The organism is Cupriavidus sp. Agwp_2, from assembly GCF_040784895.1.
GTDB lineage: Bacteria > Pseudomonadota > Gammaproteobacteria > Burkholderiales > Burkholderiaceae > Cupriavidus.
On the sequence record NZ_CP088084.1, the window covers coordinates 1610840 to 1631742 of the forward strand.

At 65.9% G+C, this 20903-nt stretch carries 18 protein-coding genes; 4 read left to right on the forward strand and 14 right to left on the reverse strand.

What is annotated here, in order from left to right; genetic code table 11:
- Positions 1-45: 45 nt before the first annotated feature.
- Positions 46-453, reverse strand: coding sequence for a flagellar basal body rod protein FlgC (gene flgC / locus LPA45_RS25040; RefSeq protein ID WP_029048751.1), 408 nt, complete (start codon positions 451-453; stop codon positions 46-48).
- Between the two features lie 34 nt (positions 454-487).
- Complete coding sequence (gene flgB / locus LPA45_RS25045; RefSeq protein WP_116318958.1) at positions 488-895, reverse strand: flagellar basal body rod protein FlgB; 408 nt, start codon at positions 893-895, stop codon at positions 488-490.
- Positions 896-1185: 290 nt separating this feature from the next.
- On the opposite strand from flgB, the gene flgA reads away from it, so the two are divergent.
- From flgA to LPA45_RS25060, 3 genes are all read left to right on the forward strand, one after another.
- Positions 1186-1980 carry a flagellar basal body P-ring formation chaperone FlgA gene (gene flgA, locus LPA45_RS25050; RefSeq protein ID WP_317919986.1) on the forward strand — a complete coding sequence of 265 codons (795 nt, stop codon included), beginning with the start codon at positions 1186-1188 and terminating at the stop codon, positions 1978-1980.
- Between the two features lie 160 nt (positions 1981-2140).
- Positions 2141-2449 (forward strand): flagellar biosynthesis anti-sigma factor FlgM, encoded by a 309-nt coding sequence (flgM, locus tag LPA45_RS25055; protein ID WP_116318857.1) that lies wholly within the window; start codon positions 2141-2143, stop codon positions 2447-2449.
- A 7-nt stretch (positions 2450-2456) separates the two neighbouring features.
- Positions 2457-2918: a flagella synthesis protein FlgN gene (locus LPA45_RS25060; protein ID WP_317919987.1), complete on the forward strand. Its 462-nt coding sequence runs from the start codon at positions 2457-2459 to the stop codon at positions 2916-2918.
- A gap of 123 nt (positions 2919-3041) precedes the next feature.
- Here the strand turns inward: LPA45_RS25060 and LPA45_RS25065 are convergent, their stop codons facing one another.
- The 6 genes from LPA45_RS25065 to flhB form a co-directional block, all read right to left on the reverse strand.
- Positions 3042-3470, reverse strand: coding sequence for a flagellar protein FlhE (locus tag LPA45_RS25065; protein WP_116318859.1), 429 nt, complete (start codon positions 3468-3470; stop codon positions 3042-3044).
- Positions 3470-4186, reverse strand: coding sequence for an RNA polymerase sigma factor FliA (locus LPA45_RS25070; RefSeq protein ID WP_116318860.1), 717 nt, complete (start codon positions 4184-4186; stop codon positions 3470-3472). The genes LPA45_RS25065 and LPA45_RS25070 overlap by 1 nt, the downstream gene beginning before the upstream one ends.
- A gap of 102 nt (positions 4187-4288) precedes the next feature.
- Complete coding sequence (locus LPA45_RS25075; protein WP_116318959.1) at positions 4289-5083, reverse strand: flagellar synthesis regulator MotR; 795 nt, start codon at positions 5081-5083, stop codon at positions 4289-4291.
- An 11-nt stretch (positions 5084-5094) separates the two neighbouring features.
- Positions 5095-7446 carry a flagellar biosynthesis protein FlhF gene (gene flhF, locus LPA45_RS25080; RefSeq protein ID WP_317924416.1) on the reverse strand — a complete coding sequence of 784 codons (2352 nt, stop codon included), beginning with the start codon at positions 7444-7446 and terminating at the stop codon, positions 5095-5097.
- Between the two features lie 23 nt (positions 7447-7469).
- Positions 7470-9551: a flagellar biosynthesis protein FlhA gene (gene flhA / locus LPA45_RS25085; protein WP_317924415.1), complete on the reverse strand. Its 2082-nt coding sequence runs from the start codon at positions 9549-9551 to the stop codon at positions 7470-7472.
- Positions 9548-10690, reverse strand: coding sequence for a flagellar biosynthesis protein FlhB (flhB, locus tag LPA45_RS25090; RefSeq protein WP_367395047.1), 1143 nt, complete (start codon positions 10688-10690; stop codon positions 9548-9550). Before flhB ends, flhA begins: the two co-directional genes overlap by 4 nt.
- A gap of 494 nt (positions 10691-11184) precedes the next feature.
- On the opposite strand from flhB, the gene LPA45_RS25095 reads away from it, so the two are divergent.
- Positions 11185-16314, forward strand: coding sequence for a RecQ family ATP-dependent DNA helicase (locus LPA45_RS25095; RefSeq protein WP_116318864.1), 5130 nt, complete (start codon positions 11185-11187; stop codon positions 16312-16314).
- A 48-nt stretch (positions 16315-16362) separates the two neighbouring features.
- Here LPA45_RS25095 and LPA45_RS25100 read toward each other — a convergent pair whose 3' ends face one another.
- The 6 genes from LPA45_RS25100 to LPA45_RS25125 all read right to left on the reverse strand — a co-directional run bounded on the left by LPA45_RS25100 (position 16363) and on the right by LPA45_RS25125 (position 20887).
- Positions 16363-16653, reverse strand: a complete 291-nt coding sequence (locus LPA45_RS25100) for a hypothetical protein (protein ID WP_199414559.1) — start codon at positions 16651-16653, stop codon at positions 16363-16365.
- Positions 16654-17063: 410 nt separating this feature from the next.
- Positions 17064-17699 (reverse strand): protein phosphatase CheZ, encoded by a 636-nt coding sequence (gene cheZ / locus LPA45_RS25105; protein WP_116318866.1) that lies wholly within the window; start codon positions 17697-17699, stop codon positions 17064-17066.
- A gap of 19 nt (positions 17700-17718) precedes the next feature.
- A complete protein-coding gene (gene cheY, locus LPA45_RS25110) occupies positions 17719-18060 on the reverse strand; it encodes a chemotaxis response regulator CheY (RefSeq protein ID WP_216621516.1) in 342 nt (113 codons plus the stop codon).
- A gap of 137 nt (positions 18061-18197) precedes the next feature.
- Positions 18198-19271, reverse strand: a complete 1074-nt coding sequence (locus LPA45_RS25115) for a chemotaxis response regulator protein-glutamate methylesterase (RefSeq protein WP_317925026.1) — start codon at positions 19269-19271, stop codon at positions 18198-18200.
- A gap of 21 nt (positions 19272-19292) precedes the next feature.
- On the reverse strand, positions 19293-19964 hold the full coding sequence (gene cheD, locus LPA45_RS25120; protein WP_317925028.1) for a chemoreceptor glutamine deamidase CheD: 672 nt from the start codon (positions 19962-19964) through the stop codon (positions 19293-19295).
- Positions 19964-20887, reverse strand: coding sequence for a CheR family methyltransferase (locus LPA45_RS25125; protein ID WP_317925030.1), 924 nt, complete (start codon positions 20885-20887; stop codon positions 19964-19966). The genes cheD and LPA45_RS25125 overlap by 1 nt, the downstream gene beginning before the upstream one ends.
- Positions 20888-20903 lie beyond the last annotated feature (16 nt).

The following is a 20903-nucleotide window of genomic DNA, read 5'->3' on the forward strand; positions in this document are numbered from 1 at the left end:
GCGATCGGGTGGCGGTATCAGGTGGCGGTGCTTGTCGGCCGGACCTTACTGGCCGATCGTCAGTGTCTTTAGCATCATGTTCTTGGCGGAGTTGAGCACCTCGACATTGGCCTGGTACGAACGCGACGCAGAGATCATGTTGACCATCTCTTCCACCGGGTTGACGTTGGGCATGACCACGTAGCCCTGCGCGTTCGCCATCGGATGCGTGGGGTTGTGGACCATGCGCGGCGGCGACGGGTCTTCGCTGATGCCGGCCACCTGCACGCCGCCGACGTCGCTCTGGCCGGGCGTGGGCGCCATGCCGAACACGACCTGCTTGGCACGGTAGGCCTGCCCGTCGGGGCTGACCACGCTGTCGGCGTTGGCCAGGTTGGACGCGGTCACGTTCATGCGCTGCGACTGCGCCGCCATGGCCGAGCCCGCGACGTCGAAGATGTTCATTGCCGGCATGCGCTCTCTCCTTGCTGCTGGATCTGTTGCTCGCTTATTGCTGGATCGCCGCCAGCATGGTCTTGATCTTCGAGTTCATCACCGTCAGGCCCGACTCGAAATGCACCGCGTTGTCGGCGAAGGCCACGCGCTCGGCATCCATTTCCACGGTGTTGCCGTCGACGCTGGACTGCAGCGGGATGCGGTAGGCCAGGTCGAACGCCTCGCGGGTGGGCGCCTGCGCGGGCAGGTGGCGCACCTGGGTGGTCGACAGCGACATGCCTTCGTTGCGCTGGCCGCGTTCCACGGACTGCGCCAGCGTGCTGGCGAAATCGAAGTCGCGGGCCTTGTAGCCCGGGGTATCGGCGTGCGCGATATTGGAGGCAATCACCGATTGCCGCTGGTTGCGCAAGCTCAGCGCTTCCTGCTGGAAGCGTAGCGACGCGTCGAGTCTGTCAATCATGCTGGCATCTCCCTGTCCCACTGCGTGGCCGAACCACCGGACAACGAATTCAATGAATTCAACGAATAGCGAAGGGACGACCTTCTTCAGGGTTGCCATCTTAGGCGGGGGCCTGTCACGCCAATCGGATGAATAAGGACGGGAAATCCTTGCATTTCGGCACGCCCTCGCGCGAGGCGCTGCCTACAATCGGAACCCGATGACTGATGTAGACGGGGCGCGCCGCAGGTCACGGGGCAGCGCGCCAGGCATGCCAGCGCACGCCCTGCCGTCCTTGCCGGGAAGACCAGATGAACCCCAACCGCCGCACCTTCCGCCGCTATTCCCGCCGCCACGGCCCGCGCAAGGCACAGGCCCTGCTGGCGGCGTGCCTGCTGTGCCTTGCCGGGGCCACTGGCGCCGCGCCGGCGCAGGTCACGCCGGTCGCCATGCAGGCGCCGGGTGGCCAGCCCGCAGCCACTGCGAGCCCCTTCACCGAGGATCCCGCACGCGTTGCCGTGGAGCGCTTCCTGCTGCAGCAGACCGCCGGCCTGCCGGGCAAGGTCAGCGTGCAGGTAGCGCCGCCGTCGGGCGGCCGCGCGCCGGACTGCGTCTCGCCCGATCCGTTCCTGCCCGCCGGCGCCTCGCCGTGGGGCCGGGTCTCGGTCGGCGTGCGCTGCGGCGGCGAGCGGCCGTGGGTGCGCTATATGCAGGCGCGCGTGTCGGTGCTGACTGACTATTACGTCGCCTCGCGCGCGCTGGGTCCGGGCGAACCGGTCAGCCAGGCTGATATCGAAGTGCGCCAGGGCGACTTGGCCACCTTGCCGCGCGCGGTCATCACCGACCCGGCACAGCTCGCCGGCGCCGTCGCCGCCAACCGCATCGCTGCCGGCTCGCCCATGCGCAGCGACCTGCTGCGCAAGGCCATCGTCGTACGCCAGGGGCAGACCGTCACCGTGTCCGTCGAAGGCGATGCCTTCCAGATCTCCAGCGAAGGCAAGGTGCTGGCCGACGCCGCCGCCGGCAATACCGTGCAGGTACGCCTGCGCAACGGCCAGGTGGTCAACGGCCTGGTGCGCAGCGGCGACACGGTCGTGCTGCAATAAGCACTTCCAGTCTTTCGAATCGTGGCTGACAGCCGGATTCAGATGGCGCCGCGGCATGAGAAAATGCCGCCGGTCCTGCCGTGCGGGCAATACGGGGCACGTTCCCTAAAGATTTCGCCGCCGCGGCCGTAATGCCATAGGAAACCAGCAAGGAACGCCCGTGAAGATCAACCATTCCACCTCGTCCCGGCCCGCCGACGCGCCCGCAGGCGACGCCGCCGCCCGGCCCCAGGCCGCACCGGCCAGCGCCGCCACGCCGTCCTCCGGGCTGAGCGTCAGCCCGCTGGCCGCGCAGGTACGCGAGATCAGCAGCCGCCTGACGCAGGAAACCGACGACGATATCGATACCGCCAAGGTCGAAGAGATCCGCCAGGCTATTGCCGAGGGCCGGATCAAGATCGACCCGGGCAAGATTGCCGATGGCCTGCTCGCCACTTTGCGCGAGTTCGGCCAGGCCGACCCGCACTAGCCAAATCATGAGCCAAAGCCTGATCCAGTCCCTGCAGCGTGAAACCGAAGGCCTTGAGACCTTCGGGCAGCTTCTTGCGCAAGAGCGCGATGCCATAAAGCGCGGGGATTTCACTGCGCTCAGCGAATTGCTGACGCGCAAGGTGGAGGTGGGTCAGGCGCTGTCGCGCCAGGTTCGGGCGCGCGAGGCGCAGATGCAGGCGCTCGGCTTGCGCACCGGTGCCGATGGGCAATTGCTTGGCCAGCAGATTGATGCCGGTGTCGCAGAAGCCTGGCGCAAGCTGATCTTTGCTGCCCGGGTGACGCGGGATGGCAATGCGCTGAATGGCGCCGTCATCAAGGCCCACCTCGAATTCACGCAGGAAGCGATTCAGGCGCTGCGCCAGCATAGTGGCGGGGATGCCGGGTTGTATGGGAAGGATGGGAGGGCGGCGGCCGGGGTTGGGGGTGTGAGCCTGGCGGCTGGCTGATTTGAGCTTAGCCTTGCGACTGGGCATCAGGTAGCTATTTGATGCGCCCGGTTCCGCCCTAAAGGGTGGAACCGGGCAGATCAAATAGCCACAAGATGCCCAGCCGCAAGGCACAACATTTGTCTACCGAAACCCAACAACCACCTCATTGCTCCGCCCCTGCAAAACCGGCACCAGGCTCCCCTGCCCCGGCACCCGGAACGCAAACACAAACCCCTTGGTAGCATCGTCCCCGGCGAACGCGGAGGTCTGCCCCTCGGCCTGAGGCAGCATCACACACCGCTGCGCATTGCAGAGATATGCCTGCAACTCAACCGGCGGCGTCTGCGCAAAGCTGTAGCGCCAGCGCACCGTGGTAATCACCCCTTCAGCCTGAGGCAGCACCCCCACCGGCTGGATCGGCGCCGACACGGCCCGCTGCCCGCGCCCATGCAACGCCGGCCCATTGACCGACCCGGTCCACGCATGCCGCGTGCCGCCTTCGATCGCCGCCCAGGCACAGGCAGACCCCGCCACGAGCCCGAGGCAGGCAACGCGCGCCAGGCTGGACATCACAGCAACCCACGCAACTGGTTCCGCAACCGCGTAATCGCCTGCCCCCGGATCTGGCACACCCGTGACTCGGTCACATCCAGCACGGCCCCGATCTCACGCAGGTTCAGCTCCTGGTCGTAGCACAGCGACAGCACCAGCTTCTCGCGCTCGGGCAGCCGGTCGATGGCGCGGATCAGCGCCTCGCGCATGCCGCTTTCCATCAGCACTTTCAGCGGGTTGCCGTCATCGCTGGCGCCGAGGTGGCGGTCAAGGAAATCTTCTTCGCCGGAGCGCTCGAAATCTTCGTAATGCAGCAACTGGCAGCCATAGACCTCGTTGAGCAGGACCTGGTATTCGTCCAGCGCCATTTCCATCGCTTCAGCCACTTCGGAGTCGAGCGGCGTGCGTCCGAGCTTCTGCTCAAGCGAGCGCTGGGTGCGTTCGATGCGGCGCGTGAACTGGCGCAGGCTGCGCGATTGCCAGTCGTTGGCGCGCACCTCGTCGAGCATGGCGCCGCGGATGCGCTGGCTGGCGTAGGTCTCGAAGCGCGCGCCGTGGGTGTCTTCATAGCGCTTGGCGGCATCGAGCAGGCCGATCATGCCGGCCTGGATCAGGTCGTCGATCTGCACGCTGGCAGGCAGCCTGGCGGCCAGCTGCAGGGCGATGCGACGCACCAGCTGTGCGTGCGCCTTGACCACATCGGCCTGGTCGAGCTTTCCCTGGATCGTGTACATGGTGCAATTCTCGTGAATGCTGGATTGCTGGACCGGCGCGCCACGTGGCGCGCCGGCTGGCTCAGGGTCTGGTTCGTTGGTAAGGCATGGTTCGGGCGGCGCTCATGCCGGCACGGGCGTTGCGGCGGGGGCTGGCGCCTCGGCCCGCAACGGCCAGCCGCCGATGCTGCCGGCGGCGCGGCGCAGCGCGCTGGTCGCGGGTGCGGCCGGGAAGGCTTCGACTACGCAGCGGCCGAGCTGCACGCCGCGCGCCACCAGCGGATCGGCCGGCAGCCAGCCGGCGCACTGCACTTCCACGCCCAGGTACTGGCTGGCGGTGCGCGCCAGGTTGCGCAGGATCGCCTGCACCGCGAGTTCGGTGGCGGCCATGTTGACCACGAGGTGGAAGCGGCGCCAGGCGTACAGGTGGTGCAGGCGCTTGATGCAGGCATACGCGGCGGTGATCGACGCCAGTTCCGGGCGCATCACGATCACTACGTTGTGCGCGCCGCCGGCAAAGGGCGACAGCGCGCCGTCGGCATCGGCGGTGGCATCCACCAGCACGCTGCGGAAGGCCGACAGCGCCGTGGCGGGCACCTCAAGCCCCGCGCGTTGGCGGCCAGCCGGAAGCACCGATACCGCGCCGCCGGTGCCGACTCCCGCCGCGGCTTCCAGGGGCAGGCGCCCCTCCTGCACGTCGGCGAGCGTGCCGGCCGGGGTCGCGCCGGCGAGTCTGGTCGCGCGCGCCGTGGCCGGGTCTTCGTCGAGCAGCAGTACGCGCTCGCCCTGCATCGCCAGGGCTTGCGACAGGCCCAGCGCCACGGTGGTGGCGCCGGCGCCGCGCTCGCTGGCGACCACGGCGATGCGGCGCGTGGTGCGCGGCGCCAGCATGCGCCGCAGGCTTTCTGCCTGGTCCATGGCGAGGGTGCTCACTGCAGGGCTCCCATGACATCGGCCGCTTCCACGGCGGCGGCAGGTGCCGCCGCCGCGCGGCCGGGGTAGTTCTCCAATACGTCGAGCAGCGCCAGCATGCGGCCCATGCCTTCATTGAGCACGGTGCCCGGCACCGCCGCGCCGGCCCGCACGGTGCGGCCGGCCAGCCGTGCCAAGAAAGCCGGCGCGGTCGCGGTCGGCGCGTGTTCCAGGCGCAGCACGGACAGGCCAAGCTGCAGCGCCGCGAGTGCGGCACTGGCGGCGTGGCCGGCTTCGGCATCCTGCGCGAAGTGGTCGGCGGCATGGCGCAGCGTGCGCAGGCGCGTTTCGGCCGTGTCCGACCACGGCGTCCAGTGCGCCACCTGCGCCGCGTCCGGCGCCAGTGCCGGGTCGCACAGCAAATAGCGGGTATCGAGCAGCTCGCCGCTGGCGCGATCGACCAGGCGCACCACTACCAGGCAGGCATCGATGCCGCCTTCGGGGGCGCCCTTGCCACGCGCGGGGCTGTCGGGCACGCGCACGTCGGCGCTGGCGAGCCAGCGCACGGCGTCGCGCTCACGCACGACGGCGTCGCCGACGGCGTGGAAGGTCAGCGTATCGGCGAGCGCATCGAGCTTCCAGGCGGCGCCTGCGCTGACCACGCGCACGGTCTTGCGCGCGCCCGCGATCCAGCGTTCGCTGGCCTGCTGCCAGCGCGCCAGCGTGGCGGCGGACGGCATCGCGTCGACCAGGTTGACCACCTTGCGCGCAGCGCTCATGGCCGCGCGCAGGTTGGCGGCCTCGGCATCGGCCTCGCCCAGCGGCTGGCCGGCGGCGGTGACGGTGGCGGCCAGCGGCGTGCCGTCGCGGTCGCCCAGCCACAGCGTGTGCTGCAGCGGCTGCGGCGTGCGGCGGCCGGGCACGCTGACCGGCAGCGTGGCTGCCAGCGCCAGCACGTACTGGTCGCAGGCGCGGTTGACGTCGCGGCAGACCGCTTCGCGCACCTGCTGCGCCATCGCGCGCAGCGCGGTATCGCCCGCGGTGCGCTGCTGCCACAGCGAGCGCGCCAGGTCGAAGCCGAGGCCCGCGCCGTTGAGTTCCGCGACGCACTGGCCCAGCGCATCGGCGCTGTCGGTGAGCGAGCGCAGCACGTCGTCGGCGCCGCCGTTCCCGCCCTTCCCTCCATTCCCGGCCTGCTCGTCCGCTGCCGCCTGGCGGCGGCGCGCGGCGTCGGCATCGGCGAAGACCGAACCGCGGCGCGGCGTCAGGAAAGCGCGTTCGACCAGCGCCGTGCTGCTGGCCAGCTCCAGGTGCTCGGGCACGCGCTGGCCGGTGGAGGCGTAGAACACCGGCAGGCGGTGGCGGATCACCACGTCGAGCACGGAGCCCAGGTGTGTGGCCTCATCCAGCTTGCTGATGATGCAGCCATCGATGCCGCCGTCATCGGGCGCGGCATCGTGGCGGTAGGCATGCACGACCTCATTGAGCGTGTCGCCGTGGCTGGCCCCGTTGAGCAGCAGTACGCGCTGCACCGGCGCGGGCACACCGGCCAGCATGGCGATCTGCTCCGACAGGCTGCGGTCGCGCTGGCTCATGCCGACGGTGTCGATGATGACCAGGTGCTTGTCCTTCATCGCCGCCAGCGCGAAGCGCAGGTCGGCGGCGTCTTTCACCGCATGCACCGGCACGCCAAGGATGTCGCCGTAGATGCGCAGCTGTTCATGCGCGCCGATACGGAAGCTGTCGGTAGTCAGCAGCGCCAGCTTGTCGGCGCCGTGGCGCAGCACGAAGCGAGCCGCCAGCTTGGCAGTGGTGGTGGTCTTGCCCACGCCGGTGGGCCCGATCAGCGCCAGCACGCCGCCCTGCGCGAACAGGTGGTCTTCGTCGCCCAGCACCGGCACCTTGCTGGCCAGCTCCTTGCGGATCCAGGTCATCGCGGCGGGACGGTCATAGCCCAGCGGCAGGCGCGCCAGCAGCGTGCGCGCCAACTGGCCGGAGAAGCCGGCGCCCACCATCCATTCGAACAGCGATTCGCGCAGCGGGTCGCTGGCGGCAACACCGTGGCCGGCGCCGGCGGGCGCATTGCCGATGCCGGCGAGCTGGCGCTCCAGCATCGCGCGCATCGATTGAAGTTCGCCGCGCAGGTCGCCAATGGCAGGCGTCTCCGCCACCACCATCGCCGGCGCGGGCGGGACGTAGGTCTGTGCACTGGCCGACACGCTGCCCAGATCGGCATCGCGCATGGCGACGATTTCTACGCCGCCTTCGACGGTGCGGTTGGACAGCACCACGGCATCAGGGCCCATGGCTTCGCGCACCTGGCGCATGGCTTCACGGCCGTTGGCGGCGACAAATTTGGCTACGCTCATCGTTGGCTCTGTCGGATGATCTCTCACGCGCCGATCATGGCGGTGATGCGGATATTGCGGTTGTCAGGCACTTCGGCGTGTGACAGCACCCTGAGCTGCGGCAGCGTGCGGCGCAGGAAGCGCGCCATCAGCGGGCGTAGCTGCGACGGCACCAGCAGCACCGGGTCCAGCCCCATCTGCTCCTGGCGCGTGACCGCGCCCTGGGTCTGCTGCAGCAGCGCATCGGCCAGACCCGGCTCGATGCCGCCGCCGTTGGTCAGCGCCTGCGACAGCACGCGCTCCAGGCCGGCGTCAAGGCCGATCACCTGCAGGTCGGCGTTGTTCGGGAACAGCTGCTGCGTGATGGCGCGGCCCATGGCCACGCGCACCATCGCGGTCAGTTCGTTGGGATCGCTGATCTTGGGCGCATGCTCGGCCACCACGTCGAGGATGGTGCGCATGTCGCGGATCGCCACGCCTTCGTCGAGCAGGTTCTGCAGGATCTTCTGCAGCGCCGTCAGCGAGATGGTCTTGGGCACCAGGTCTTCGGTCAGCTTGGGCGCATCCTTGGCAATGCGGTCCAGCAGCGACTGCACTTCCTGGCGGCCGAGCAGCTCGGCCGCGTGCATGTGGATCAGGTGGTTCAGGTGCGTGGCGACCACGGTGCTGGCGTCGACCACGGTGTAGCCGTACGCCTGCGCCTGCTCCTTGATGCCCGCGTCGATCCACACCGCCGGCAGGCCGAAGGCGGGATCGCGCGTGGCCGCGCCCGGCAGCGTGCCGCTGACCTGGCCCGGGTTGATCGCCATCCACTGCCCCGGCATGGCTTCGCCGCGGCCGATCTCGACGCCCTTGAGCGTGATGCGGTACGCATTGGGCTTGAGCTCCAGGTTGTCGCGGATATGCACGACCGGCACCAGGAAGCCGATCTCCTGCGCCACCTTCTTGCGGATGCTCTTGATGCGGCCGAGCAATTCGCCGTCCTGCGCCCGGTCGACCAGCGTGATCAGGCGATAGCCCACTTCCATGCCGAGCGGGTCGACCAGTGCCACGTCGTCCCAGCTGGCTTCGGTCGATTCCTGCGCCACCGCCGGTGCGCGCTCTTCGCGCTGCCTGACCTGCTGCTGCGTGGCTGCCTTGCGCGACAGGTAGCGGCCCATCCAGACCAGCGCGCCGGACAGCAGCAGGAAGGCGAAATGCGGCATGCCCGGGATAATGCCCATCAGGCCCATGATGCCGGCGGTCAGGTACAGCACGCGCGGGTTGGAGAACAGCTGCCCGGTCAGCTGCTCGCCGACGTCCTGCTCGTTGGCCACGCGCGACACGATCACGCCGGCCGCGGTGGAGATCACCAGCGCCGGGATCTGCGCCACCAGGCCATCGCCGATGGTCAGCAGCGTGTAGTTGTGCACGGCGGTGCCGAAGTCCAGGTCATGCTGCACCATGCCCACCACCATGCCGGCGGCGACATTGATGAACATGATGATCAGGCCCGCCACGGCGTCGCCGCGCACGAACTTGCTGGCACCGTCCATGGCGCCGTAGAAGTCGGATTCCTGCGCCACTTCGGCGCGGCGCTTCTTGGCGGCGGCCTCGTCGATCAGGCCGGCGTTGAGGTCGGCATCGATCGACATCTGCTTGCCGGGCATCGAGTCCAGCATGAAGCGCGCGCCCACCTCGGCGATCCGCCCTGCGCCCTTGGTGATGACCATGAAGTTGATCACCACCAGGATGGCGAACACCACGATACCGACCGCGAAGTTTCCGCCCACCAGGAAGTGGCCGAACGCCTCCACCACCTTGCCGGCGGCGTCCGGGCCGGTATGGCCTTCGAGCAGCACCACGCGGGTGGAAGCGACGTTCAGCGACAGGCGCAGCAGCGTGGTAAACAGCAGCACCGCGGGGAACGCGGCGAAGTCCAGCGGCTTCTGCGTGTACATGCTGACCAGCAGCACCATGATCGCCAGCGCGATATTGAAGGTAAACAGCAGGTCCAGCACGAAGGCCGGCAGCGGCAGGATCATCATCCCCAGGATCATGATGATCAGCAGCGGCCCGGTGAAGGCCTTCATCTGGCCCGCCGAGCGCAGGCCAGGCAGGTTCATCAGCGAGTTCAGAGCATTCATTCGCGGCTTTCCGGTACGGCGAGTTCATCAGGCACCAGCAGCTCCGACGGCGCCTGCGGCTGCGGGCCCTGCGAGTAGTGCCAGTGCTTCAGTTGGTAGACCCAGGCCAGCACTTCGGCCACGGCGGTATAGAGTCCTGCGGGGATCTCGTGGCCCAGTTCCACGTGGCGGTGCAGCGCGCGCGCCAGCGGCGGCGCCGACATCAGCGGCACGCGGTGCTCGGACGCCACCGCGCGGATGCGCGCGGCGACTTCGCCAGTGCCCTTGGCCACCACGCGCGGCGCGCCCATGCGGCCTTCTTCATAGCGCAGCGCCACGGCGAAGTGCGTGGGGTTGGTCACCACCACGTCGGCCCTGGGCACCTCGGTCATCATGCGGCGGCGCGCCATGGCGCGCTGCTGCTGGCGGATGCGGTTCTTGATATGCGGGTCGCCCTCGCTCTCCTTGAATTCCTGCTTGACCTCTTCCTTGGTCATGCGCAGCTTCTTGAAGAACTCCCAGTACTGCCAGGGCACGTCGATGGCCGCCACCACCAGCAGCGACAGCGAGACGACCAGGCAGCAGTACAGCACCAGGTCGACCATGTGCAGCAGCGCTTCCTGCACCGGCGCATTCATCAGCGCGATGGCTTCCGGCAGGCGGTGCCACACCACCCAGGCGCCGACCGCACCCACCAGCAGCGACTTGGCCACCGCCTTGAGGAGCTCGACCAGCGAATGAGCGGAGAACATCCGGCCCAGACCGGCGATCGGCGACATGCGCGAGAACTGCGGCGCGAACGACTTGGCCGAGAACACCCAGCCGCCCAGCATCAGCGGCGCGGCCAGCGCGGCAACGCCGAACAGCAGCAGCAGCGGCAGGAAGGCGAGCAGGCTGTCCCACACCATCAGGCCAAACCGCGACAGCATGCGCGAGGTATCGAAGGCGGTTTCCCGCTCGAAGCGCAGCGCGCCCTGCATGACCTGGTTGAGGCCGCGGCCCATATGGCCGCCCAGCGTCCACAGCCCGACCACGCCGGCGGTCAGCATGATGAACGTGGCCAGCTCGCGCGAACGCACCACCTGCCCCTCCTCGCGCGCCTTTTCCAGGCGCCGGGGTGAGGCGGGTTCGGTTTTCTCGAGATCGCTTTCTTCGGACATCCACGCTCCGTGCGAAGCGGCGGGCCGCTATTCGTCAGTGGGGATTATCGAAGCGTGGGGGGGTTCCCATTCATGGGAAAAGGCGGGGGATTTGGGTGTTGTTTGGGAAATGGGGGGACCTGGGGGTTACGGCGGGGGAATTGGGGAACTTTAGGGACTGTTGTTGGGGACTCGCGGTGGCCAGCCGGCGGAGATCGGCCGCTTCACTCAGAATGCAGCCCCCACACCCTCGCGGGCTACTTGGCCGCTGCGGGGGGAGCTCGCGCGCGATTGGACGAGCGTCCTCTGCGGAAAAAGTGGGTATAAGCACTTGGCATGGTACCCGCACTACTCATTCGCCCTGAAGTAATCCCACGCGGGCCTATTTTTGTGCAATATTGCACACATTATGTGGCGCGTCTGCCCGGTTATCACCTGCCCCAAGTCTGATGCGCCGAGATAACGGGATGCGCCACTCGCGCTCATAATAATAACTTACCGAGGGGTGGAAGTTGATGCAGGGCCAGGAAACAAAAGTCGAAGGGGAAGCCAGTTTCTCACCCCGATGCGTCTCGATCGATCTCGAAGTCGGGATCGACGGCCAGCGCATTCACCAGTTTGCAGCCCTGCGCGGCGACACGCAGGAATCTCTGGTTCATCGGCGCGGCGACCTGTTTGCGGCACTGGAGAAACTCGATTCATTCTGCCGAAACAGTGCCTTTATACTTGGCCATAACCTGATCGCCTTTGATCTACCCCATTTGGCGGCTGCGCAACCCGATTTGCATCTACTCCAAATGCCTGCGGTTGACACGCTGCGAATCAACCCGCTGGCATTCCCTCGCAATCCATATCACCATCTGGTCAAGCACTACCAGGATGGACAACTGAAGCGGGGCCGGATTAATGATCCGGAATTGGATGCGCGTCTGACGCTGGAGGTGTTTCATGATCAGCACCGGGCCCTGCAGGCGCTCAATGCCACCAATCCGGAATATCTAGCCGCCTGGCACTGGCTCACAACGATCGACGGACCAGATTCCGGACTGAACGCCTTCTTCATCACCGTGCGCCGCAAGCTCAGGCCAACAACAGAGGAGGCCGCTGCGGCAATCGAGAGCCTGCTGGGTCGTGATACCTGCAGTACACATCGTGGCCATATCCTTGCGCACGCAAAGCGGGAAGGCTGGGCGCTCGCCTATGCGATTGCCTGGCTCTCCGTCGCGGGCGGAAATTCCGTTATGCCGCCCTGGGTACGCCACCAGTTTCCTGATGCGGCGCGATTGGTCAAGCTGCTGCGGGACACGCCGTGTGAGAATCCGGCGTGCTCGTGGTGTCAGGAGCGCCACAATGCGGTAAAGGAGTTGGTTCGCTGGTTTCCGGCGCTTACCAGTTTCCGCCCGGAGCCGATGGACGAGAATGGCAGGCCCTTGCAGCAGAGCATCGTCGAGGCTGCGATGCGCGGCGAGCATGTCCTCGGAATTTTGCCTACGGGCACTGGCAAGTCGATCTGCTACCAAATCCCCGCCCTCTCGCGCTTTGATAAGACAGGCGCACTGACGGTAGTCATTTCTCCGTTGGTTGCATTGATGGCAGACCAAGTTTCCGGCCTTGAAGCAAAAGGCATCACCTGCTGCGCTGCGCTAAACGGCATGCTTTCCATGCCGGAAAGGGCTGACGTCCTGGACCGGGTTCGACTTGGTGATATCGGCATCCTAATTGTCTCGCCCGAGCAATTGCGCCATCGTGCTCTTCGCAAAGCGCTGGCGCAGCGTGAAGTTGGCGCCTGGGTCCTGGACGAGGCGCATTGCCTGTCCAAGTGGGGTCATGATTTCCGCCCGGATTATCGCTATGTGGGCCGCTTCATCAAGGAGTGGTCCGGCCATGGCGCCGTGCCCGCGGTGCTATGCCTGACTGCGACAGCGAAGCCCGATGTCATAGATGACATCCTCGAGCACTTTCGCGAGAAGGTGGGTGTCGGCCTCAGGCTATTCAACGGCGGGGCCAATCGCGACAATCTTGAGTTCTCGGTCATACCCACGACGCCCGAGGCCAAGCTCGACCATATTTCCCAGGTACTCGCGTCCGAGCTCTCCCCGAATAGCAAGGATGGTGCGATCGTCTACTGTGCAACCCGAAAAGCAACTGAGGAGGTCGCGCGTTTCCTGCGCGAAAAGGATATCCATGCCGAATACTTCCACGCGGGACTAGCGCCGGAGACGAAGAAGAGCGTTCAGCAGCGATTCATCCGTGGCGATCTGCGCGTAATCACGGCCACCAATGCCTTTGGCATGGGCATAGACAAACCCGACGTCCGGCTGGTAGTCCATGCCGATATCCCGGGGTCGCTGGAGAACTACCTGCAGGAAGCCGGTCGGGCAGGGCGCGACCGCAACGCGGCCCGGTGCGTGCTCCTCTACGCGACCGACGACGTTGAGCGCCAATTCAGTATGTCTGCCCGTTCCCGGCTGACTCGCGCGGAGATACAGACAGTTCTCCGATCGCTGCGGAGCTTGAATCGCAAGAAGCGCCTGGGCGGCGAGGTAATCGCCACGCCAGGCGAGATTCTCGCAGAAGACCAGGAAGGTAAATTCGAGCGAGATTCTGCAACCGACGACACCCGCGTGCGCACCGCGATCTCCTGGCTCGAAGAGGCCGTGCTGCTGACGCGAGAGGAAAACCAAGTACAGATCTTCCCCTCGTCACTACGTGTGAACTCGAGCGAGGAAGCCAGGGAGAAGCTCGCCGCAGCGCAGATTTCCGGCCCGTACCGCCAAAATCTGATGACCCTGGTCGAAGCATTGCTAGGTGCGAACGCGGACGAAGGCATCTCGACAGACGAGTTGATGGGGATATCGGGCCTCAGTGCCGAAAAGGTGCGCGCAGCGCTCTTCGATCTGGAACGCCTTGGTATCGCCAACAATGACACCGCCTTGACGGCATTCGTTCACGTCGCGGTGGAACGGTCATCCATGAAGCGGTTGGAAGAAGCACGTTCCATCGAACGGGCCCTGATCCTGTTGCTGCGCGAAGCGGCCCCGGACCTCAGCAAGGGCGATTGGTCCGTGCTACAACTGCGACGTTCCGCCCAGCGCTTGAAGGACGAGGGCCACCCCACCGCGTTGCCAGAGAAGGTATGGCGCCTTATCCGGAGCATCGCCAATGATGGCCGCACGGACGAAGGTGGGATTGGTAGCTTGCTCGTGCGGCGTTTGGATGCGGAGAGTATCGGGATTCAGCTTCAGCGCAATTGGGACAGCCTGGATAAGACGGCTGAGCTGCGCCGTACCGCGGCCGAACGCCTGCTGACCCATCTTCTGTCCTGTACTCCGGCCTCAGCGCGCGGCACGGACGTGCTTGCCGAGACAACACTCGGCAAGCTGCTATCGGCCATTGAGTCTGATCTGGTGCTCCGGGCACAGGTTAAGGAGCCGACCAAACTGCTCGACCGCGCGTTGTTGTGGTTGCACGAGCAGGAGATCATCCGCCTCAACAAGGGCTTGGCGGTCTTCAGGCCAGCCATGAGGATTTTGCTCGACAAGGAAAAGCGCGCTTTCATGAAGGCGGATTTCGAGCCACTGCAGATCCACTACGACGAGCAGGTCACGCAGATTCATGTAATGTCCGAGTACGCCCAGCGCGGGCTGCTAGCCATTGCAGATGCGTCGAAACTGGCAATGGAATATTTCGGCCTGTCGCAGAGCGAATTTCTGCTGCGCTGGCTCCCAGGGCGCGACAAGGAATTGTCCCGGCAAACCACACCCGACTCCTGGCGCCGAGTCGTCGAAGCACTCAACAACCCGACCCAGCAACGCATCGTCACAGATGAACGTGAGCAAACCAATGTCTTGATACTCGCCGGCCCAGGCTCCGGCAAGACTCGCGTGCTGGTACACCGCATAGCCTATCTGGTGCGGGCCAGACGCGAGAATCCCCAGGGCATCCTGGCGCTTGCGTACAACCGGCACGCGGCGGTGGAGATCCGAAAACGCCTTTTCGAACTGATCGGAGACGATGCCCGAAGCGTCACGGTATTGACCTGCCACGCGTTAGCGATGCGGCTCGTCGGCGCCAGCTTCGCAGGACAGGCCGAGAAAGCCGACAGCGACCGCTTCAGGGAAGTGCTTCAGCAAGCCATCAAGCTACTCGACGGAAGTGATCTTCCCCCCGACGAGGCCGATGAGCAACGCCATCGGCTGCTGGCCGGCTTCCGCTGGATCCTTGTCGATGAGTACCAGGACATCGGCCCCGAACAATATGCACTCATCTCGGCTCTCGCGGGCCGCACGCTCCAGGATGAGGAGAGCAAACTCAGCATCTTCGCCGTAGGCGACGACGACCAGAACATCTATGCGTTCGACGGCGCCTCGGTAGAGTTCATCCGCCGTTTTGCCGATGACTATCAGGCCAAGCCGGATTTCTTGATTGAGAACTACCGGTCGACAGCTCACATCATCGACGCTGCCAATACCGTCATTGAGCTGGCTTCCGAGCGTATGAAGAAGGTACAGCCCATCACCATCGACCGTGCCAGGCGGCGGGATCCGCCCGGCGGTGAGTGGCAATCTCGCGACCCCGTCGGGCAGGGGCGGGTTCAGATATTGCCTGCCGAAGACTCATTGACCTCGCAGGCTCTCGCGGCAATCTCGGAATTCAAGCGCCTTGCCTCCCTCGACAGAGGGTGGAGCTGGTCCAAATGCGCTGTCATAGCCCGGGAATGGAGTTACCTGGACCCAGTCCGCGCCTACTGCGAGTTCCTGGGTATCCCGGTACAGATGGCGAACGAGGAATCCACAAATTTCTGGCGCTTGCGGGAAACACAGGCAATGCTGGCGTGGCTGCGTAGCACCCAGGGCAAGCTGGTCGATGTGGAAGCAATATTGGGCTGGCTTGAGCAGCAAGAGGACGGCCCCTGGTGGGCTATGCTTCGGGAAGCGGTGAAAAGCTACGAGCTGGAGATTTCGGGCGCGGACCTGCCAAAGGATCACTTCACCGAGTGGCTTGCCGAATGGGGCCGCGAAGTCAAGCGACGCCAGACCGGCCTGCTTCTGCTGACCGCGCATCGCGCAAAAGGTCTTGAGTTTGAGTATGTGGTGGTGCTTGATGGCGGCTGGGACAAGGTTGGGAAGAATGAGGACGCCGAAGCGCCGAGGCGGCTGTACTACGTTGCCATGACGCGGGCAAAACGCCTGCTCCTGCTGTGCCGTCTTTCCGGAGACAACAAGTTCGTTGAAGCGCTCGTGGATTCAGCCAGCACGATGAAACGCGCACCGGTGCGGCTGCCGAGCCCTGTCGCAGCGCTGTCGACCCGCTATCAACGCCTTACGCTTGGCGACGTGGATCTGGGGCTCCCCGGGCGGCGCGAGCCAAGCGATCCGATACATACCGCCATCGCGGCGCTACGCCCCGGCGATGCGCTTCAGGTGCGTCGCAACAATGACAAATGGGAATTGTTGAGTCCCTCCGGCATCATGGTAGGGCGCCTGTCTCGCCGTTATCGGTCGCCATCACACGTTGGGCGAGTCAGGGCGCAGGTACACGCCATTGTGGTACGGCGGGTGGACGATGAGGAGGACGGTTTCAGGAAGCATATCCGGTGCAAGGAGTGGGAGATCGTGGTGCCGGAGCTGGTGTTTGAAGCGTAACCAGGATGGGGCGGCAGCCGATTGCACGGCTGCGCACCCCGCCCAACGTCAGTCAGCCTGCAATGCCTGGCCATGTAGCACGGCCAGTTCACTCAACACCTGCGTCTCGTGCGCCAGGCTGACCGCGAGGGAAAGCAAGCTCTCCCAGGTCCCCTGGTCCAGATCCACCGGATCCAGATTCGGGGCACCATGATCGCTGGCCATGAGCAAGAGGCCATGAAGCTGTGCCGCACGTTGCACGGCAAGGCTCAACGGATTCTCGCCCGGGCTGTGGGCGGTCACGAGCATGTCGACACCGTTGTGTTCCGCTGTGATGCCGTGATGGCTATGGCTATACATGGCGCACCTCCGCATGGGCGGCTCGGGCGCGCTGCTGCATTGTGCAGATACTGGAGATTGCCAATCGCCCGATATGGGCAAGTAAGGACTGAAGCATGGAAATACCCCCTTTCTCATACAGGTTCAGTGCCGCTCCCCGGGTGTTAATCGGGGTGGGCGGGCGCAAAGCAGGGTTAGCAGACCGGGGAATAGGAGCCGGCGAGCCCGGAGGCTCCCCTGCCAGGGCCCGCCCATGGAAGGGGCGTGCGCAAGCACGGCGAACGTAAGGATACCGCCAGACGGCAGTCGTTCGCCCTATCCCGCGGGCTGCTAAACCCGGTCGCCACAAGCGCAGCGACGAACCCAGTATGAACAGAGGCAGCAAGCGCGAGTATGGGCAAACTCTTAAAAATGCACGCCCAACCGAAACGTCAGAACCCCAAACTCGCCAACAAATCATCCACCTGCGCCTGGTCCGACACCACGTCGGCCTTGCCCTCCGGATTCACCTGTGGCCCGTTCATCAGCGTTGACGGCGCCTGCACTTCCACGCGCCGCTCGGACGGAACATTGTCGATCAGCACCTGCAGCAGCTCCTGCTCCAGCGTGCGGATCATGTCCATCATCTTCTTGATCACCTGCCCGGTCAGGTCCTGGAAGTCCTGCGCCATCATGATGTCGAGCAGGTGGCTGTTGGTAGCGCGGGCCTGCGCCGGCACATCGGTCAGGAAGGCGCGCGTGTCGAGCACCAGCGAGCGGGCGTCGGCCAGCTCCACCGGCTTCTCGAACCAGGCCTCCCAGCGCTTGTCCAGGGTCTCGGCCTGCTGCTCGATGCCGGACTGGATCGGCTGCGCCAGTTCGACCGCGTTCAGCGTGCGCTCGGCGGCCTGCTCGGTCATCGCCGCGATGTAGTTGAGCCGGTCGCGCGCATCGGGAATGGCCTGCGCGGCGCGCTCGATCTCCTTGTCCAGGCCCAGCTCGCGCATATTGTCGCGCAGCATCCGCGTCAGGTTGCCGATGCGCAGGATCAGTTGCTCGGCCGAATCGTTGCTCAGCGTCGGAGTCATGGCAAAGGGCTCCTCTGGATCAGCCGCCGAGTTTCTCGAAGATCTTGGTGATCTTCTCGTCCAGCGTGGCTGCCGTGAACGGCTTGACCACGTAGCCGTTGGCGCCGGCCTGGGCCGCGGCGATGATGTTTTCCTTCTTGGCCTCGGCCGTCACCATCAGCACCGGGATCTTGCCGATATTCGCGTCGGCGCGGATCGCCTGCAGCATCGACAGGCCGTCCATGTTGGGCATGTTCCAGTCCGAGATCACGAACTGGAAGCTGCCGTCCCTGGCCTTCTCCAGGCCGGCGGCGCCGTCCTCGGCTTCCTCGACGTTGACGAATCCCAGCTCCTTGAGCAGGTTGCGGATGATCCGGCGCATGGTCGGGAAATCATCCACGACCAGGATCTTGATGCTCTTGTCCACTTTGAGGGCTCCAGGTAAATGCAGTATTGGCTAGTGGGTCCAGCTTGTTGTTTCAGCTTGTTGTCTGGGCTTGTTCAGGTTTCCGGGCCCGTTCAGACCCGTTGCGCGCGCGTGCCGTACGTGGCCAGGCGCGCCATCACGCGCTGGGTCATCGCCGGCAAGGGCACGATTTCATGCACGCCGCCGGTGGCGATCGCCTCCTTCGGCATGCCAAACACGATGCAGGTTTGCTCGTCCTGCGCCAGGTTGTAGGCACCGGCCTCGCGCATGCGCAGCATGCCGCGCGCGCCGTCCTTGCCCATGCCGGTCAGGATCACGCCGATCACGTTCTTGCCGCCATGCTCGGCGGCCGAATCGAACAGCACGTCGACCGAGGGACGGTGCCGGTTGACCGGCGCTTCCTGCGACAGGTGCGCGACGTAGTTGGCCCCGCTGCGCGCCAGGCGCAGGTGCGAATCGCCCGGTGCGATGTACGCATGGCCCGGCAGCACGCGTTCACCGTGCTCGGCTTCCTTCACGGTGATGCGGCACAGCCCGTCCAGGCGCTGCGCGAACGAGCGCGTGAAGCCGGCCGGCATATGCTGCACGATCATCACCGCGGGGCTGTCGGGCGGCAGCGGCATCAGGAATTCCTTGATCGCCTCGGTGCCGCCGGTGGAAGCGCCCAGGATGATCAGCTTCTCGGTCGACAGCAGCGGGCTGCGCAGCATCGGCGCGGGTGCGCTGACGCCGGCTGCCGGGTGCGCCGCGGCGCGCACGCGCGCGCGCGACGCGGCACGCAGCTTGTCGGCGATGGTGTCGGTGTATTCGATCAGCCCGTCACGGATGCCCAGCTTGGGCTTGGTGACAAAGTCGACCGCGCCCAGTTCCAGCGCGCGCATGGTGATTTCCGAGCCGCGCTCGGTCAGCGACGACACCATCAGCACCGGCATCGGCCGCAGCCGCATCAGGCGCTCAAGGAAATCCAGGCCGTCCATGCGCGGCATTTCGACGTCCAGCGTCAGCACGTCGGGGTTCAGGCGCTTGATCAGGTCGCGCGCCACCAGCGGGTCGGGCGCGGTGCCAACCACCTCCATGTCGGGCTGGCTGTTGATGATCTCCGTCATCAGGCTGCGGATCAGCGCGGAATCGTCCACGCAGAGCACCTTGATCTTGGCGGCAGTCATAGGAATTCGTGCTCGATTGGGTCAGGGAAGCTGGCGCGCGGAAGACTGCCGCGCAAACAGTTCGGGGGTGCGCTCCGGCGCGCGCGCCGGGGTCCTGGCCGAGGTGGCGATGGCGCGGGCCAGCGCGCGTTCGTCGCGCGCCACCGAGACCTCGTCGTCCTGCCGCGTCAGGCGGCGCACCAGTGCCAGCCCGCCGACCGGGAAATAGCTGACGCGGCGCGCATGGGGCCCGCGCAGGTCCTGCGCCGCGACACGGATCTCTTCGGCCTTGAGGTAGCGCAGCACGAAATCCGCGTTGCGGTCGCCGATGTTCAGCGTGGTCATGTTGGCCAGCACCGCGCCGCCGCCGAAGACCTTGGCCTCCAGCCGCTCGCGCCGGGCGCCCATCTTGAGCAGCTCGTTGATCAGCACTTCGAGCGCGTAGCTGCCGTAGCGCATCGACGGCGACAGCATGCGGTCGGCGCCGGCGCTGCCGCCTTCATCATCGGGCAGCATGAAGTGGTTCATGCCGCCGACGCCGGCGGCCTCGTCGCGGATGCACGCGGCCACGCACGAACCCAGCACGGTGGTCAGCACCACGTCTTCGCGTGTCACGTAGTACTCGTTGGGCAGCAGCTTGACTGCCTGCTTGCCGAACTCGCGGTCGAAGTAGGTGCGGGTGGCCAGCGCCTCGGGGAGATAGGGCGTGCGCATCAGGCCCTTCCCGCCCTGCCAGCATCGGGCGCCAGTTCGTAGACAGTCTGCCCGCGCAGCTGGAATGCGCGCGTGACGTAGGAGAAGTTCTCCGAGTGCCCGGCGAAGAGCAGCCCGTGCGGCTTGAGCAGCGGCACGAAACGCTCCAGGATGCGGCCCTGCGTTGGCTTGTCGAAATAGATCATCACGTTCCGGCAAAAGATCGCGTCGAACTGCTCGCGGATGCCCCAGTCGGGCGCGAGCAGGTTGAGCGGCTCGAACGTGATGGTGGAGGCCAGCTCGGGCTTGACCTTGACCGAGCCCGCGCGCTGGCCGGTGCCTTTCAGGAAGAAGCGCTTGAGGCGTTCGGGCGACAGCCGTGCGACCTGGTCGGCCGAGTACACGCCGCTGCGGGCCTTGGCCAGCACCTGCGTGTCGATATCGGTGGCCAGCACGGTGGCGGCGCGGTCGCCCAGCGCCTCGGCCAGCGTGATGGCGATCGAGTACGGTTCCTCGCCGGTAGACGCCGCGGAGCACCACACGCTGTACGGGCGGCCGATCTTCTTCGCATGTTCGGCCAGCAGCGGGAAATGGTGCGACTCGCGGAAGAACGAAGTCAGGTTGGTGGTCAGCGAATTGGTGAAGAACTCCCACTCGGGCGAGCGGTCATCCGTCTCCAGGATCGCCAGGTACGAGGCAAAGTCGGCCAGCTGCAGCGTGCGCAGGCGGCGTGCCAGGCGGCTGTAGACCATTTCGCGCTTGTGGCTGCCCAGCGAAATGCCCGCGCGCTTGTGGATCAGCGCGCGGATTTTCTCGAAGTCGCGCTCGGTCAGCAGGAAGTCGCGCATCTCGTCACGCCGCGGCGTGGCGGCCGGCGCGGAGACGGTGCCCGCCAGGCCCTGGAGGCTGGCGGGAGCGCTGGCGGCAGTGCGGAACGGCGTCATGGCTTGCGTGGCGTTT

Bases quoted from the DNA above. Each gene is read 5' to 3' on its own strand.
- flhB (WP_367395047.1), bottom strand. From the start codon at position 10,690: ATGTCCGAAGAAAGCGATCTCGAGAAAACCGAACCCGCCTCACCCCGG.
- flgB (WP_116318958.1), bottom strand. From the start codon at position 895: ATGATTGACAGACTCGACGCGTCGCTACGCTTCCAGCAGGAAGCGCTG.
- LPA45_RS25075 (WP_116318959.1), bottom strand. From the start codon at position 5,083: ATGGACCAGGCAGAAAGCCTGCGGCGCATGCTGGCGCCGCGCACCACG.
- LPA45_RS25115 (WP_317925026.1), bottom strand. From the start codon at position 19,271: ATGACTGCCGCCAAGATCAAGGTGCTCTGCGTGGACGATTCCGCGCTG.
- LPA45_RS25070 (WP_116318860.1), bottom strand. From the start codon at position 4,186: ATGTACACGATCCAGGGAAAGCTCGACCAGGCCGATGTGGTCAAGGCG.
- cheD (WP_317925028.1), bottom strand. From the start codon at position 19,964: ATGCGCACGCCCTATCTCCCCGAGGCGCTGGCCACCCGCACCTACTTC.
- flhF (WP_317924416.1), bottom strand. From the start codon at position 7,446: ATGAGCGTAGCCAAATTTGTCGCCGCCAACGGCCGTGAAGCCATGCGC.
- LPA45_RS25060 (WP_317919987.1), top strand. From the start codon at position 2,457: ATGAGCCAAAGCCTGATCCAGTCCCTGCAGCGTGAAACCGAAGGCCTT.
- flgA (WP_317919986.1), top strand. From the start codon at position 1,186: ATGAACCCCAACCGCCGCACCTTCCGCCGCTATTCCCGCCGCCACGGC.
- LPA45_RS25065 (WP_116318859.1), bottom strand. From the start codon at position 3,470: ATGTCCAGCCTGGCGCGCGTTGCCTGCCTCGGGCTCGTGGCGGGGTCT.
- cheY (WP_216621516.1), bottom strand. From the start codon at position 18,060: ATGCGCCGGATCATCCGCAACCTGCTCAAGGAGCTGGGATTCGTCAAC.
- LPA45_RS25125 (WP_317925030.1), bottom strand. From the start codon at position 20,887: ATGACGCCGTTCCGCACTGCCGCCAGCGCTCCCGCCAGCCTCCAGGGC.
- flhA (WP_317924415.1), bottom strand. From the start codon at position 9,551: ATGAATGCTCTGAACTCGCTGATGAACCTGCCTGGCCTGCGCTCGGCG.
- cheZ (WP_116318866.1), bottom strand. From the start codon at position 17,699: ATGACTCCGACGCTGAGCAACGATTCGGCCGAGCAACTGATCCTGCGC.
- flgC (WP_029048751.1), bottom strand. From the start codon at position 453: ATGCCGGCAATGAACATCTTCGACGTCGCGGGCTCGGCCATGGCGGCG.
- LPA45_RS25100 (WP_199414559.1), bottom strand. From the start codon at position 16,653: ATGTATAGCCATAGCCATCACGGCATCACAGCGGAACACAACGGTGTC.
- LPA45_RS25095 (WP_116318864.1), top strand. From the start codon at position 11,185: ATGCAGGGCCAGGAAACAAAAGTCGAAGGGGAAGCCAGTTTCTCACCC.